The 15,601-nt window shown below is 63.5% G+C and carries 14 protein-coding genes; 3 read left to right on the plus strand and 11 right to left on the minus strand.

The genetic code is table 11. The annotated features are described in order from the left end of the window. Positions 1-11: 11 nt before the first annotated feature. The gene (locus tag A3A9_RS0122970; RefSeq protein ID WP_027060879.1) at positions 12-1,439 is read left to right on the plus strand and encodes a gamma-aminobutyraldehyde dehydrogenase; all 1,428 of its coding nucleotides are present in this window, start codon (positions 12-14) and stop codon (positions 1,437-1,439) included. Between the two features lie 121 nt (positions 1,440-1,560). Here A3A9_RS0122970 and A3A9_RS0122975 read toward each other — a convergent pair whose 3' ends face one another. From A3A9_RS0122975 to A3A9_RS0123020, 10 genes are all read right to left on the minus strand, one after another. Continuing rightward, positions 1,561-1,875, minus strand: a complete 315-nt coding sequence (locus A3A9_RS0122975; RefSeq protein WP_027060880.1) for a hypothetical protein — start codon at positions 1,873-1,875, stop codon at positions 1,561-1,563. A gap of 7 nt (positions 1,876-1,882) precedes the next feature. Continuing rightward, on the minus strand, positions 1,883-2,245 hold the full coding sequence (locus tag A3A9_RS0122980) for a nuclear transport factor 2 family protein (protein WP_027060881.1): 363 nt from the start codon (positions 2,243-2,245) through the stop codon (positions 1,883-1,885). A 75-nt stretch (positions 2,246-2,320) separates the two neighbouring features. Continuing rightward, positions 2,321-2,800, minus strand: coding sequence for a carboxymuconolactone decarboxylase family protein (locus A3A9_RS0122985; RefSeq protein WP_027060882.1), 480 nt, complete (start codon positions 2,798-2,800; stop codon positions 2,321-2,323). 109 nt (positions 2,801-2,909) lie between these two features. Further along, positions 2,910-4,463: an alpha/beta fold hydrolase gene (locus A3A9_RS0122990; protein WP_027060883.1), complete on the minus strand. Its 1,554-nt coding sequence runs from the start codon at positions 4,461-4,463 to the stop codon at positions 2,910-2,912. A gap of 115 nt (positions 4,464-4,578) precedes the next feature. Further along, positions 4,579-4,890, minus strand: coding sequence for a formate dehydrogenase subunit delta (locus tag A3A9_RS0122995; RefSeq protein WP_027060884.1), 312 nt, complete (start codon positions 4,888-4,890; stop codon positions 4,579-4,581). Further along, positions 4,880-5,710, minus strand: coding sequence for a formate dehydrogenase accessory sulfurtransferase FdhD (fdhD, locus tag A3A9_RS0123000; protein WP_027060885.1), 831 nt, complete (start codon positions 5,708-5,710; stop codon positions 4,880-4,882). Before fdhD ends, A3A9_RS0122995 begins: the two co-directional genes overlap by 11 nt. Positions 5,711-5,712: 2 nt before the next feature. Continuing rightward, positions 5,713-8,589 carry a formate dehydrogenase subunit alpha gene (gene fdhF, locus A3A9_RS0123005; protein ID WP_027060886.1) on the minus strand — a complete coding sequence of 959 codons (2,877 nt, stop codon included), beginning with the start codon at positions 8,587-8,589 and terminating at the stop codon, positions 5,713-5,715. A gap of 10 nt (positions 8,590-8,599) precedes the next feature. Beyond that, positions 8,600-10,156 carry a formate dehydrogenase beta subunit gene (locus A3A9_RS0123010; protein WP_027060887.1) on the minus strand — a complete coding sequence of 519 codons (1,557 nt, stop codon included), beginning with the start codon at positions 10,154-10,156 and terminating at the stop codon, positions 8,600-8,602. After that, a complete protein-coding gene (locus tag A3A9_RS0123015; protein ID WP_027060888.1) occupies positions 10,153-10,632 on the minus strand; it encodes a formate dehydrogenase subunit gamma in 480 nt (159 codons plus the stop codon). Before A3A9_RS0123015 ends, A3A9_RS0123010 begins: the two co-directional genes overlap by 4 nt. Before the next feature lie 135 nt (positions 10,633-10,767). Then, positions 10,768-11,667: a LysR family transcriptional regulator gene (locus A3A9_RS0123020; protein ID WP_027060889.1), complete on the minus strand. Its 900-nt coding sequence runs from the start codon at positions 11,665-11,667 to the stop codon at positions 10,768-10,770. 162 nt (positions 11,668-11,829) lie between these two features. On the opposite strand from A3A9_RS0123020, the gene A3A9_RS0123025 reads away from it, so the two are divergent. Continuing rightward, on the plus strand, positions 11,830-13,005 hold the full coding sequence (locus tag A3A9_RS0123025) for an Mrp/NBP35 family ATP-binding protein (protein ID WP_027060890.1): 1,176 nt from the start codon (positions 11,830-11,832) through the stop codon (positions 13,003-13,005). 33 nt (positions 13,006-13,038) lie between these two features. Here the strand turns inward: A3A9_RS0123025 and A3A9_RS0123030 are convergent, their stop codons facing one another. After that, entirely contained in the window at positions 13,039-13,488 is a 450-nt protein-coding gene (locus A3A9_RS0123030; protein ID WP_027060891.1) for an SRPBCC family protein, read from the minus strand. Positions 13,489-13,635: 147 nt separating this feature from the next. Between A3A9_RS0123030 and A3A9_RS0123035 the strand changes: the two genes are divergently transcribed. Next, the gene (locus A3A9_RS0123035; RefSeq protein WP_027060892.1) at positions 13,636-15,441 is read left to right on the plus strand and encodes an IlvD/Edd family dehydratase; all 1,806 of its coding nucleotides are present in this window, start codon (positions 13,636-13,638) and stop codon (positions 15,439-15,441) included. Positions 15,442-15,601: the final 160 nt, after the last annotated feature.

Below are 15,601 nucleotides of genomic sequence, written 5' to 3' on the forward strand. Positions count from 1 at the left end.
GAGAGATTTCGATGGACACCCAGATGTTGATCGGCTCGAAATTCGAGAACGGCACCGAGACCGAGGAGCCCGTCCTCAATCCAAAGACCGGGGCGACCATCCTCAACCTGCCCGAAGCCAGCCAGGCGCAGATCGAGGCAGCGGTGCTGGCGGCCGAGAAGGCGTTCGTCTTGTGGTCACGCACCACGCCGGCGCAGCGTTCGGGCTATCTCTTGAAGATTGCCGACCGTATCGAGGCCGATGCGAAGGAGTTCGCCACGCTTGAGGCGCTCAATTGCGGCAAGCCGATCAATGCCGTGCTCAATGACGAGATCCCGGCCATCGTCGACTGCTACCGCTTCTTTGCCGGCGCTGTCCGCTCGATGCCCGGCGTTGTCGCTGGTGAATACATTCCCGGCCACACCTCGATGGTTCGCCGCGACGCCATTGGCATAGTTGCTTCGATCGCGCCGTGGAACTACCCGCTCATGATGATGGCCTGGAAGCTGGCGCCGGCGATTGCCGGCGGCAACACAGTGGTCTTCAAGCCGTCGGAGCAGACCCCGCTGACGGCGCTGAAGCTGGCGAAAATTCTGGCCGAAATCCTGCCGGAAGGCGTGGTCAATGTCGTGCTCGGCCGCGGCGACAGCGTCGGCAACACGCTGATCAACCATCCCAAGGTCAACATGATCTCGATCACCGGTGACGTCGCCACCGGCAAGAAGGTGCTGCAGGCTGCCGCCAAGTCGGTCAAGCGCACGCATCTCGAACTCGGCGGCAAGGCGCCGGTCATCGTCTTCGACGACGCTGACCTCGGCGCGGTGGTCAACGGCCTGCGCGCCTTCGGCTACTACAATGCCGGCCAGGACTGCACCGCCGCCTGCCGCATCTATGCCGGCAAGAAGATCTACGACAAGCTCGTCGCCGACCTGTCCTCGGCGGTTTCGACCATCAAGTACAATCGGGCCGACGACACCGAGAACGAGATCGGCCCGCTGATCTCGCGCCGCCAACGCGACCGCGTCTCGAGCTTCGTCGAACGCGCCTCGGAGCTGAAGCACATCGAAATCACCACCGGCGGCAAGCCGGGTGAGGGCACCGGCTTCTACTACCAGCCGACCGTCATCGCCGGCGCGCTGCAGGAGGACGAGATCGTGCGCCGCGAAGTCTTTGGGCCGGTCGTCTCGATCACCCGTTTCACCGAAGTCGACGAGGCTGTGACCTGGGCTAATGACAGCGACTATGGCCTGGCGTCATCGGTGTGGACCAAGGACGTCTCGCGCGCCATGGCGACGGCGGCCCGCCTGCAATATGGCTGCACCTGGATCAACACCCATTTCATGCTGACCAACGAGATGCCGCATGGCGGTCTGAAACAGTCCGGCTACGGCAAGGACATGTCGCTCTACGCGCTGGAGGACTACACCGCCGTGCGGCATGTAATGGTTGCGCATGGGTGAGGAGCGGTCCGCGCAGCGGACGAAAAGCCAATTGCTTGGCTTTTCGAGCTTCGAACGCCCTGAGCCTGCGAAGGGCCGGGAGACCGTATTCCCTTCTCCCCATAAACGGGGGCGAAGACCACTACTCCACGATGCGATAGATGTTCCACAGGCTGGTGCCTGACACGACGTATTGCTCCATCTCCTTGCCCCATTTGGCGTGCGCGTCGATCTTGCCGATCCTGGCGAAGAACGCCTCCAACTGGGCCAGGCTCTCGACCTGATGGTGCGACTCGACCGTCGCCTCTCTGGCGCCGATCGATCCCGTCATGATCTGGAACTTGAGGTCAGCGATACCGACCTGCGAGCCGATCTCGCGTTCCCATTTCTTCAACAGCTCGAGCACGGTCTGCTTGTGCCCGAACCTGGCGTCGATCTGCCATCTGGCGCTGAACATGGCCGCCTCACTCGTCCCAGGCCTGCACGACGGTCTGCCGTGCGATGCGCCCGTTCTTCAGCTCCAGCATCGCTGCGGCGAACACCTTGGTGCCATCCGGATAGGCGCAGGCCTGGGTGAAGGCGAGGCTGTTGCCGTCAGCGATCGTGGTGTCGACCTTGTGGGTCATCGCCCGGCTGCAGATGTCATCCCAGAAGGTGGCGATCGCCGCGCGCCCGCGGACTTCGCGCGGCTTGCTCGGTGGGTTGTTGCGGTCGATCACCCGCACCACCGCGTCGTCGGCATAGAAGCTCGACAGCATTTTTCCATCGCGGCCCTCGATCGCCTTCTTGATCGCGGCGCCATCAACGGCTTGGGTCTTGGTCAGCATTTCATCCTCCATGGCCCGTCTTCGGGCGGTTGATGTTTGGAAATCTGCCCGGCACTTATCGACGGGCAGTGCCTTTCACTGCGACTTCGCCTTGACGGCCGCGAAGACGTCGTCGGTCTGCTTCTTGAAAGTGGCGAGATCGACCTGGCTGCCGTTGAGCATCGTCGACCAATGGCGCACGATTGCCGCCATCGCGATCGTCTCCTTGATCTCCTCGTCGCTGGCGCCGTTGAGTTTGGCGGCTTCGGTGTGGAAGTAGATGCAGTACTGGCATGGGATCTGCGATGCGACAGCGAGGCCCATCAGCTCCTTTGTCTTGCCGTCAAGCGCAGTCTTGGGGTTGAGCTGCACGCCTTTGATCTCGGCCCAGGCGCCGGCGATGGCGACGTCGGGCAAGGTCTTGAACATGTCCGGCACCGAGCCGAGCGTGGCCTGGATGTCTTTGTAGGCGGCCGTTGCCGACGCATCCTCGGCCTTTGCGGGAGTGATCGTGAACAGCGCGCCAATGCTTGCCGCTATCACAAGTGATCTGACGTTCAGCTTTGACTTGAGCATTTCATCCTCCGTCCGCAGCGCCTTCCCGGCGATATCCGCCTTGGCCTGCTTGGCGGAATTGATAGCGCTTACCTCGGCATGGCCGCTTCGCCCGAAAGCGCCATGGCTCTCATGGCCCGTCCGGGCCAGGGTGACGGGCCGAAAACGCCGCCGCCGCCGCCCGCGACGGCAGGTCGAGCTTGAGCAATATGTTGGCGACGTGGCGCTTGACCGTGTGCTCGCTCAGCCTGAGTTCGGCGGCAATCGCGGCATTGCTCTTGCCGTCGGCAATCAGGCTCACCACCTCGCTTTCCCTCGCCGTCAGCACGGCCGGTTCGGTTGTTTTGGTTCTGGCTCGACAGTCGGGCTCCAGATGCTGTTCCGACATTGCCCGCACCAGCGCCATCGGCTCGTCCAGATCGTCCAGCGTGACCCGGCTGGCGTCTTCGAAATGCAGGCCAGAGCCAGTTGCCAGATCCGCGACCAGCCGCGAGGCGAGGATATCGCCTCGGCTGGCGTGCGCGGCGAGCTGCATCGTCACCCGCGCCGTCAGCCCAACGGGCGGCCCGCGCAGTTCGATCTCGCCGACATGCGCGCCCTGCGCGCTGGCCACACCAATGCCTTGCGCCGCCTCGCGCAGCGCCGCCGCGCAGCGTATGGCGCGGGCCGGCCCGTCGAAGCGCGAGATCATCATTTCGCCCTGCGTACCCAGCGCGCGGCCGCCATGGCGCCCGACCAGCGAGCGCCAGGTTTCCTGGAAGCGCTCGCTGCGTTCGCTCCACATGCGGTCGCCCATCCGCGTCGTATCGTAGATACGCGTCACCAGCAGGGCCGCCAGCACGCGGTCCGCTTCGGCGACGGCGCGCTCGCCGGTCAGGAACTCCTCGATCAGGTCTGCGACGCGGTCGACGTCTCCGGTCCAGATCGGATGGTCGCGCCCGGGAATCTCGACCAGCCGCGCATTCGGGATTCTCTTGGCCAGGAAGCGGCTGGCGTCGGGATCGACCCGCGCATCGTTGCGGCGATGGATCAAAAGCGTCGGCGCGCTGATCGCCGCCAGTACGCCACGCACGTCGATTTCCGCATTCATTCGCGCCAGTGCCGCTGCCGCCGTCGGGCTCGCCGACAGCCGCTCAAAACGCGCCCACCACTGGGTAAAATGCGCGTCGTCGATCCGGCCCGGCGCGAAATTCGGCAAGGTGGCTCCGGTGCCCCAGGCCGTCTCGGCGGTCAAGATGAAGGCGTTGAGGCGTTCCGGCGGCATCACCCATTTGTGGAAATGCGCATAGCCGCCATAGAGCGCCAGGGCTCGCGTCCGCTCGGGATAGGTGGCGGCGAACAGCATTGCCATCGGCGCGCCTTCGGAAGCACCGAGCAGTGCCGCCCGGCCACTACCGACCGCATCCATCACCGCGCGCACGTCGTCCATTCGGGTTTCGAGGCTGGGCAGGTGATGGGCATCGACACGATCGGAAAGACCGGTGCCGCGCTTGTCGAACAGGATCAGCCGCGAGAACGCCGAAAGCCGCTTCAAGAGCCTGGAATAGCCCTCGTCTTCCCAATGCAGGTCGAGATTGGAAATGAAGCCCGGCACGAAAACGAGATCAAACGACCCCTGGCCGACCACCTGATAGGCGATCCGCACCTCGCCACTGAGGGCATATCGGGTCTCGATCGGCCTCACGAGTTGTTTCCGCCCGGCCAGACGATTTCTGATCGTCAGATATAGCAGAGCCGCGTCGACAGCGGCAGCTTAAACTTTAGCGGAAAGGAATATGAGCCCGCGCGGCCGGCCGCGGCTACTTCAGTGAGGCGGCGGCGTCGGCCGGGGAGGGTTTGAGCCCGAGCTTGAGATCGGCCTCGGCCGGCGTGATCGGCCGCTTGATCCTGGCGGAGGCCACCACGACCAGTTCATCGAAGCCTTCGCCACCGCTGTCCAGCAGTTCGAAGAACTGTCGCCGCATCCTCGGCTCCCAGAACTTGTTGATATGTTCGGCGACGCCGGCGACACCTTCCTCGCGCGGCCTGGAATGGAAAAAGGCCGCGATCTGGTTGGCCATGCGCACCAGCTTCTCGCTGGTGCTGGTGATGTGGTCTTCGTCATGCGACATGCTGGGCAACTCCCAAGACCACCCGGTCAGGGTGGGTGAAAACATCGAAATCATCACCGCGCACCAACGCCACCAGCGTCATGCCGGCCTCATCAGCCGTGCGGATGGCAAGAGCGGTCGGCGCCGAGACGGCAATGATGAAGGCCGCGCCGATCGCCGCCGTCTTCTGCACCATTTCGACCGACACGCGCGACGTCATCACGACAGCACCCGAAGTGCCATCAATGCCGGCTTTGGCCAACGCGCCGGCCAGCTTGTCCAACGCATTGTGACGGCCGACATCCTCGCGCGCCATGACGACACCCTTGCCGGGGATATAGAAGCCGGCGGCGTGCACGGCTCCGGTTTCCTGATGCAGCGGCTGCACCTTCGACAACAATTTGACGGAGCGCACGATATCGTTGGCATCAAGAGTAAGTTTTGACGCACCAACAGCATCGACGGAACGCATCGCTTCCTCGATGGATTCGATGCCGCACAGCCCGCAACCAACCGGTCCGGCCAGCCTGCGCCGCCGCGCCTCGAAGCGCGTGTTGGCGGTGTCCCTCAGCCGGATCTGTATATCGATGCCGGCGCCATGATCCTCGACCTCGATCGCCTCGATTTCCTGCGGGTCGGCGATGATGCCTTCGGTCAGCGAGAAGCCCAGCGCGAAATCCTCGAAATCGGCGGGGCTCGCCATCATCACCGCATGCGTTGTGCCGGCGAAGGAAAACGCCACCGGCGTCTCCTCCGGCACCATGCGGTTCGCGGCCGCCGTGCCGCCGGCGCGGCGCGCCAGCCGCGATATTTGCGTCGTTGCTTTGCGGCGCGCGGCCAAGACTACTCCGCCGCCTGCAACGTCGCGATGCGGCGGCTCTGCTCGGCCTGCTCGTTATAGTCGCGCTGCCAGTCCGACGGGCCGTTCGAGGCGCCGACCTGCACGGCCGTGACCTTGTATTCCGGACAGTTGGTCGCCCAGTCGGAGAAGTCGGTGGTGATGACGTTGGCCTGCGTGTCGGGATGGTGGAAGGTCGTGTAGACCACGCCCGGCGACACCCGGTCGGTGATCAGCGCCCGCAGCGTCGTCTCACCCGAACGGCTGGTCAATCGCACCCAGTCGCCATCGCGCAGGCCGCGGTTCTCAGCATCGTGCGGATGGATCTCCAGCCGGTCCTCCGAGTGCCACATGACGTTGTCCGTGCGCCGCGTCTGCGCGCCGACATTGTACTGGCTGAGAATACGGCCGGTGGTCAAAAGCAGCGGGAAGCGCGGTCCGGTCTTTTCGTCCGTCGCCACATATTCGGTGCGGATGAACTTGCCCTTGCCGCGCACGAAACCGTCGACGTGGACGATCGGTGTGCCTTCAGGCGCCTTATCGTTGCAGGGCCACTGCACGGAGCCCATCTTCTCCAGGTAATCGTAGGAGACCTTGGCGAAGCTCGGCGTCGTCATGGCGATCTCGTCCATAATTTCGGACGGATGCCGGTAGTTCCAGTTGAGCCCCATTGTCTGGGCGAGCTTCTGCGTCACTTCCCAGTCGGCCAGGCCATTCTTCGGCGCCATCACCTTGCGCACGCGGTTGATGCGACGCTCGGCATTGGTGAAGGTGCCGTCCTTCTCGAGGAAGGTCGAGCCGGGCAGGAAGACATGCGCGTAATTCGCCGTCTCGTTAAGGAAGAGGTCGTGCACGACGACGCATTCCATCGCGGCAAGGCCGGCGGCGACGTGCTTGGTGTCGGGGTCCGACTGCAAGATGTCCTCGCCCTGCACATAGAGGCCCTTGAAAGAACCGTCGACGGCGGCATCCAGCATGTTGGGGATACGCAGGCCCGGCTCGTCGTCGATCTTGACGCCCCACAGGGTCTCATAGATGTCGCGCACCGCGTCGCCGGAAACGTGGCGATAGCCCGGCAATTCATGCGGGAACGAGCCCATGTCGCAGGAGCCCTGCACATTGTTCTGGCCGCGCAGCGGATTCACGCCGACGCCCGGCCGGCCGATATTGCCGGTGGCCATGGCGAGGTTGGCGATGGCGATGACGGTGGTCGAGCCCTGGCTGTGCTCGGTGACGCCGAGGCCGTAATAGATCGAGCCATTGCCGCCACGGGCGTAGAGCCGCGCTGCGCCGCGGATCAGTTCCGGGTCGACATTGGCAGGCTTGCCGACGACTTCGGGGCTGTTTTCCGGCAGCGCCACGAACGAGGCCCAGTCCTGGAATTCATCCCAGTCGCAGCGTTCGCGGATAAACTTCTCGTCGAACAGGCCTTCAGTGACGATGACATGGGCGAGCGAGGTGACGACGGCGACATTGGTGCCGGGCTTCAGCGGCAGGTGATACTCCGCCTCGATATGCGCCGACTTGACCATCTCGGTGCGGCGCGGATCGAGCACGATCAGCTTGGCGCCCTTGCGCAGCCGCTTCTTCAGCCGCGAGGCGAACACCGGGTGGGCCGCCGCCGGATTGGCGCCGATCACCATCACCACATCGGTGTGTTCGACAGAATCGAAATCCTGCGTGCCGGCCGAGGTACCAAACGTCTGGCCAAGGCCATAGCCGGTCGGCGAGTGGCAGACGCGGGCACAGGTGTCGACATTGTTGTTGCGGAAGCCCTGGCGGATCAGCTTCTGTACCAGATAGGTTTCCTCATTCGTGCAGCGCGACGAAGTGATGCCGCCGATCGATGTGCGGCCATACTGGTACTGGATGCGGCGGAATTCGTTTGCCGTGTAAGTCAGCGCTTCTTCCCACGACACTTCGCGCCAGGGGTCGGTGATCTTCTCGCGGATCATCGGGTTGAGGATGCGATCCTTGTGGGTCGAATAGCCATAGGCGAAGCGGCCCTTGACGCAGCTATGGCCACGATTGGCCTTGCCGTCCTTGTAGGGCACCATGCGCACCAGCTCGTCGCCGCGCATCTCGGCCTTGAACTGGCAGCCGACGCCGCAATAGGCGCAGGTGGTGACCATCGAATGCTCGGGCTGGCCGATCTGGATGACCGATTTTTCCGACAGCGTTGCCGTCGGGCAGGCCTGCACGCAGGCGCCGCAGGAGACGCATTCCGAGTCGATGAACAGCTGGTGCATGCCGGGCGAAACCCGGCTGCCGAAACCACGGCCCTCGATGGTCAGCGCGAAGGTGCCTTGCACTTCCTCGCAGGCGCGCACGCAGCGTGAGCAGACGATGCATTTCGACGGGTCATAGGTGAAGTACGGGTTGGACTCGTCCTTCGCCATCCATTTGAAGTTTTCCGCGCCGTCGTTCTTCTTGAAGACGTGGTTGTCGCCTTCATAGCCGTAACGCACGTCGCGCAGGCCGACGACACCGGCCTGCGTCTGCAATTCGCAGTCGCCATTAGCGGCACAAGTCAGGCAGTCGAGCGGGTGGTCGGAAATGTAGAGCTCCATCACGCCGCGGCGGATGTCCTTGAGCTTGCCGGTCTGCGTGTGCACCACCATGCCCGGCGCCACCGGCGTCGTGCAGGAGGAGGGCGTGCCGTTGCGGCCGTCGATCTCGACCAGGCAGAGCCGGCAGGAGCCGAAGGCGTCGACCATGTCGGTGGCGCAGAGTTTCGGGATGGCGATGCCCGCTTCCATCGAAGCGCGCATGATCGAGGTGCCTTCCGACACCGTCACGGTGAAGCCGTCGACCGTCAGCGTCACCTGCTTCTGCGAGGTCGAGGCCGGCGTGCCGAAGTCGATTTCCTGAATGAGACCCATGGCGAGGTTCCTATTCTGCTGCTTCGGCGACGGGCGCCGGCTTGAAATCATCGCGGAAATGGTTGAGCGCGCTCATCACCGGGTAGGGCGTGAAGCCACCCAGCGCACAGAGCGAACCGAATTTCATCGTGTTGCAGAGGTCCGTGACCAGCGCGATGTTTTTTTCCGGCTCGATGCCGCCGGCTATTCTGTCGATGGTCTCGACGCCGCGCGTCGAGCCGATGCGGCAGGGCGTGCACTTGCCGCAGCTCTCGATGGCGCAGAATTCCATGGCAAAGCGCGCTTGCTTCAGCATGTCGGCGGTGTCGTCGAACACGGTGATGCCGGCATGGCCGATCAGCCCGTCCTTGGCGGCGAACGCTTCATAGTCGAACGGCGTGCTGAACAGGCTACGCGGGAAATAGGCGCCGAGCGGCCCGCCGACCTGTACGGCCTTCACCGGCCGGCCGGTTGCGGTGCCACCGCCGATATCGTCGACGATTTCGCCCAGCGTCATGCCGAAGGCCGCTTCGAACAGGCCGCCGAACTTGACGTTGCCGGCGATCTGGATCGGGATCGTACCGCGTGAGCGGCCCATGCCGAAATCCTTGTAGAAGGCGGCACCCTTGTCCATGATGATGGGCACGGAGGCTAGGCTGATGACGTTGTTGATCACCGTCGGCTTGCCGAACAGGCCCTGGATGGCCGGCAGCGGCGGCTTGGCGCGCACCACGCCGCGCTTGCCTTCGAGGCTGTTCAACAGCGACGTTTCCTCGCCGCAGACATAGGCGCCGGCGCCGACGCGGATTTCCATGTCGAAGGCATTGGGCGAACCCAGCACATTGACGCCGAGCACGCCGGCCTTGCGGGCGACCTCGATAGCCTTGTTCATCATGGCCACCGCATGCGGATATTCCGAGCGGATATAGACGAAACCCTTGGTCGCGCCGGTGGCGACACCTGCGATCGCCATGCCTTCGATCAGCACGAAGGGATCGCCCTCCATGATCATGCGGTCGGCGAAAGTAGCGCTGTCGCCTTCATCGGCGTTGCAGACGATGTATTTGCGGTCGGATGTCGTATCCAGCACCGTCTTCCATTTGATGCCGGTCGGGAAGCCGGCGCCGCCACGGCCGCGCAGGCCGGACTCGGTCACCTGCTTGACAATATCCGCCGGCGCCATCGCCACCGCGTTCTGCAGGCCCTTCAGCCCGCCGAGCGACTTGTAGGCGTCGAGCGACAGCGGGTCGTTGATGCCGCAGCGGGCAAAGGTCAACCGCGTCTGCTTGGCCAGGAAGGGGATTTTGTCGGGTGCACCGAGCCAGCGCTTGTGATGGCCGCCGGTGAGGAAGCCGCTGTCGAACAGGCTCTTCACGTCGGATGGCTTGACCGGCCCATAGGCGACGCGGCCCTTGGCGGTTGCCACTTCGACCATCGGCTCGAGGAAATAGGCACCGCGCGAGCCGTTGCGAACGATCTTGGCCTCAATACCGCGCTCGGCGAGTTCGCTTGCAATCGCCTTTGCGACCTTTTCCGCACCCAGCGCCAGCGCACCGGAATCGCCGGGAATGTAGATGCGCGGGATCATGAGCGGGCCTCCGCCACGATCTCTTCGATCTTCTCGTCATCGAGGCGGCCGATCACCTCGCCGTCCAGCATCGCCGATGGGGCGCAGGCGCACAGGCCCAGGCAATAGACCGGCTCCAGCGTCACCAATCCGTCGCGGGTCGTTTCATGGAAGCCGATGCCCAGCAGCTGCTTGAGCTTGGCGGCAACCGCATCCGAACCCATCGACTGGCAGGCCTCGGCCTGGCAGACCTTGAGCACATGCTTGCCGGCCGGGTGGCTGCGATAGTCGTGGTAGAAGGTGACGACGCCGTGGACTTCGGCATTCGAGATGTTCAGCGCTTCGGCGATGGCTGGCAGCGATGCCTGCGGCACATGCCCGAACTCGACCTGAATCTCATGCAGGATGGGCAGCAACGGGCCTTCGAGGCCTTTCAGCTCGCGGATGATCGCGGCCGTGCGCGATGCGATCTCGGTACTTGCAGGCTGCATCGTCATGCAGCGCCCTCCCTGGTCGGTAGCGTTCTAGCGCTAAGTCGTTACAAAAACAGAGGAAACCCACGAAATCAATAAAGCTGATCCGTCGCTTGATAGAAATTTTCTATCGAGCGCGTCCAGCCACCAGTCTCTAGCCTAGCGATGGCTACGGAAATCGTCTGCCAGCGCCATTGCCTCGTCCAGCAGCGCCTGCACCAGTGGCGTGTGCGGTTCTCGCGGCGTGGCCACCAGGCCGACCGTGTGGCTGGCATCGGGCTCGACGATCGGAATGGCCCGGATCGGCTCGGAAAAGCCGAATGTTTCCGCGAGGTTGAGCGGCATGATCGACGACCATTTGCCAGTGCGGATGTGCGAGAACAGCACGATCATCGAGTTGGATTCGAGTGTCGGCCGCACCTGCACGCCGGCCTCGGCCAGATGCTGGTCGATGATGCGACGGTTCTGCATGTCGGGCGTCAGCAGGCAGAGCGGCAACTGGCTGATCTCGGCCCATGTCACTTTGTCGCGGTCGGAATAGGGGTTTCCGACAGCCGTGATCAATTGATAGCGCTCGTCATAGAGCGGCACGCTGGTCACCCGCCCAAGCGGCTCGTTGTCGAGATAGGTGATGCCGGCGTCGATGTCGAAATTGCCGAGCAGCGACAAGACCTCGATCGAGGTGCGCGACAGCACCGAGAAGGTTACGCCCGGGTGCTTTTCGCGAAACGGCGTCGTCAGCCGCGCCACCATGGCGAGTGCGGTCGGGATGGCGGCAATACGGATACGGCCGGAAAGGCCGTGGCGCGCCGCCCGCATTTCCTCGCGCATGGTCCTGGTATCGCCGACGATGCGGCGCGCCCAGACCAGCACCTGCTTGCCCTCCGGCGTCAGCCCCTGGAACCGCGAGCCGCGATTGACCAGCATGACACCGAGCTGCCCCTCCAGCTGCTTGATGCCGGCGGACAATGTCGGCTGGGTGACGCCGCATGCTTCCGCTGCCCGGCCGAAATGCTCTTCCTTGGCCAGCGCGATGAAGAATTCGAGTTTGTCGATCATGCCAGTCTATCTACCATGCCAGTCTATCAATCCATGATTGGCACGCTGCCATAGCGGCAGGCGCCTGTCAGCTTCAAAGCGATCGCTTGGTTCTGTCAGGAAACTGCATTATCTCAGGCCAGCCGCCGTCTTGGGTTAGCCAACGTCTGAGGAAATACCGTCATGTCCGTCACCAAGGAAATCGTCACCGAACGCCTGAAGACGGTCAATGGACCTGACTTCACCAGCAACATCGTTGACCTCGGTATGGTTTCCGAGATTTTCATAGCCGATTCAAAAGTGTTCTTCTCGATCACCGTTCCCGCCGCGCGCGCCCAGGAAATGGAGCCGTTGCGCGCCGCCGCCGAGCGGGTCGTAAAGGCGATCCCGGGTGTCGCCGGCGCTGTCGTTGCGCTGACGGCGGAGAAGAAGGGTGGCGGCATGGAAGCGCCGGTTCCATCGCGGCCTGCGCCCAGGCCAGCACCGCCGGCTCCGTCCGCAGCCCCGCGCGCTGCTCCGCACGCGCCAGCCTCGCAGAGTTCAGGCAAGCGCGGCGTGCCCGGTATCGAGGCAATCATCGCAGTCGCCTCGGGCAAGGGCGGCGTTGGCAAGTCGACCACCGCCGTCAACATCGCGCTTGGCCTCGCCGCCAACGGCCTCAGGGTCGGCGTGCTTGATGCGGACATCTACGGCCCGTCCATGCCCAAGCTGCTCAACATTCATGGCCGGCCGCAGACGGTTGACGGCAAGATCTTGAAACCGATGGAGAATTACGGCCTCAAGGTGATGTCGATGGGCTTCCTCGTCGATGAGGAGACGCCGATGATCTGGCGCGGCCCGATGGTGATGTCGGCGCTGACGCAGATGCTGCGCGAGGTCGAATGGGGCCGGCTCGACGTGCTCGTCGTCGACATGCCGCCCGGCACCGGCGACGCGCAGCTAACCATGGCACAGCAGGTGCCACTGGCCGGCGCCGTCATCGTCTCCACACCGCAGGACCTGGCGCTGATCGATGCCCGCAAGGGATTGAACATGTTCAAGAAGGTCGACGTGCCGCTGCTCGGCATTGTCGAGAACATGAGCTATTTCATCGCCCCGGACACCGGCAAACGCTACGACATTTTCGGCCATGGCGGCGCGCGCCGCGAAGCCGAGCGCCTCGGCGTCACTTTCCTCGGCGAAGTGCCGCTTGAAATGGGCATCCGAGAAAGCTCGGATGCCGGTGCACCCGTGGTGGCGTCGAAGCCCGATAGCGCTGAAGCCAAAATCTATCGCGACATTGCCTCGAAGGTCTGGGACCGGGTCAATGAGGAGCGCGGCGCGGCCGAAGCGGCGGTGCCGAGCATCGTCTTCGAGTAAGGGCCGATACCCTACCTCCGTAAGAAGAGGGGCTTAACCGCCCACCTTCTCGCCGAATGAGGAAAAGAACTGGCCGGCCAGTTTCTTTGAGGTGGATTCTATCAGCCGGCTGCCGAGCTGGGCGATCTTGCCGCCGACATCGGCCTTGGCCGCATACTTCAACACTGTCGCATCCGGACCGTCTTCGGTCAGCGTCACATCCGCGCCGCCCTTGGCGAAACCGGCAATGCCGCCCTTGCCTTCGCCCTGGATGGTGTAGGAATGCGGCGGCTTGAGGTTTTTCAGCGTCACTTCGCCGTTGAAGGTCGCCTTGATCGGCCCGATCTTCAACACCACCGTCGCGGCCATCTCGGTCGGCGACTTCATCTCGAGGCTCTGGCAGCCGGGAATGGTCGCCTTCAAAACCTCGGGGTCGTTCAGCGCTTCCCACACTTTTTGCAGGGGTGCGGCAATGCGCTCCTCGCCTTCGATCACTAAAGCCATGAAAACCTCCCGCACAAGACTTCACGAAGGCCTAACGCACGGCCGGGTGCGTGTCTATCGCACCAAAGTCCCGATTCAGATCACGCGTCCCCTTGCTTGCATTGACGCGTTGTCATATCGATTTGTCATACAAATACGGAGACCGTGATGGCAGGCGCCCCCACCAGAAAGAAGAAATTTCGCTCGCAGGAGTGGTTCGACAACCCCGACAATCCGGGCATGACGGCGCTCTATCTGGAGCGTTACCTGAACTACGGACTGACGCGCGCCGAACTGATGTCGGGCAAGCCGCTGATCGGCATCGCCCAGACCGGCTCGGATCTGTCGCCTTGCAACCGGCACCATATCGAGCTCGCCAAGCGCGTGCGCGAAGGCATCGTCTCGATGGGCGGCATCCCCTTCGAATTCCCCTGCCATCCGATCCAGGAGACCGGCAAGCGCCCGACCGCCGCACTCGACCGCAACCTTGCCTATCTCAGCCTGGTCGAAGTGCTCTACGGCTATCCACTCGACGGCGTCGTGCTGACCATCGGCTGCGACAAGACCACGCCGGCGCTGCTTATGGCGGCGGCCACCGTCAACATTCCGGCCATCGCACTGTCGGTCGGCCCGATGCTCAATGGCTGGCACAAGGGCAAGCGCACCGGGTCCGGCACCATCGTCTGGGAATCGCGCCAGCGCCTGTCGGCCGGCGAGATCGGCTATGACGAGTTCATGGACATTGTCGCCTCGTCGGCGCCGTCCACCGGTTATTGCAACACCATGGGCACCGCCACCACGATGAACTCGCTGGCCGAGGCGCTGGGCATGCAACTGCCGGGCTCGGCCGCCATTCCCGCTCCCTACCGCGAGCGCGGCCAGATTTCCTACGAGACGGGAAAACGCATCGTCGAGATGGTGCATGAGGATCTGAAGCCGTCCGACATCATGACGCGCAAGGCTTTCGAGAATGCCATCGTCGTCAATTCGGCCATCGGCGGCTCCACCAATGCGCCGATCCATCTCAACGCCATTGCCCGCCATCTTGGCGTGCCGCTTACCAATGACGACTGGCAGCAGATCGGCCTCAAGGTGCCGCTCATCGTTAATCTGCAGCCGACAGGCGAATATCTCGGCGAGGATTACCATCACGCCGGCGGCGTGCCGGCCGTGGTTGCCGAACTGATGAAGGGCGGGCTGTTGCCGCATCCCGATGCCCTGACCGCCAATGGCAAGTCGATCGGCGACAATTGCAAGACAGCGGTCGTGGAAAACGCCGACGTCATCCGCAGCGTCGACAACCCGCTGAAGGCCAATGCCGGCTTCATCAACTTCAAGGGCAATCTGTTCGATTCGGCGATCATGAAGATGAGCGGCATCTCGCCGGAGTTCCGCGAGCGCTATCTGTCCAACCCCAAGGACCCGGAAGCTTTCGAAGGCAACGCCATGGTCTTCGACGGCCCCGAGGATTACCACGCCCGCATCGACGATCCGGCGCAAGGCATCGACGAGCACACGATCCTGTTCATGCGCGGTGCCGGCCCGGTCGGCTATCCCGGCGGTGCCGAGGTCGTGAACATGCAGCCGCCGGCCTATCTCATCAAGAAGGGCATTCATGCGCTGGCCTGCATCGGCGATGGCCGCCAGTCGGGCACGTCGGGCTCGCCATCGATCCTCAATGCCTCGCCGGAAGCTGCCATTGGCGGCGGACTGGCGCTGCTCAAGACAGGCGACCGCGTCCGCATCGATCTCAGGAAGGGCACCGCCAACATCCTGATCAGCGACGACGAGATCGCCAAACGGCGCGCGACGCTGCAGAGCGATGGCGGCTACCACTATCCCAAGCACCAGACGCCATGGCAGGAAATCCAGCGCGGCATGGTCGACCAGTTCGATGAGGGAATGGTGCTGAAGCCGGCGGTGAAATACCAGGATGTCGCCCACACCAGCGGCGTCCCTAGGGACAATCACTGACTGCTCCGGGGACAATCATTTGATTGCTCCGAGGACAGTGTCTGTGCGCAAGTACTTACATTAACGACAAACGGCGGCTTGATCCGGATCAAGCCGCCGTTTGTCATCCTTGACAAGCGCGCCCAACAAATCCACGATCATGACCAAGGGGTGCATCGCG

Source organism: Mesorhizobium loti CJ3sym (genome assembly GCF_000472785.1).
Lineage (GTDB): Bacteria > Pseudomonadota > Alphaproteobacteria > Rhizobiales > Rhizobiaceae > Mesorhizobium > Mesorhizobium loti_E.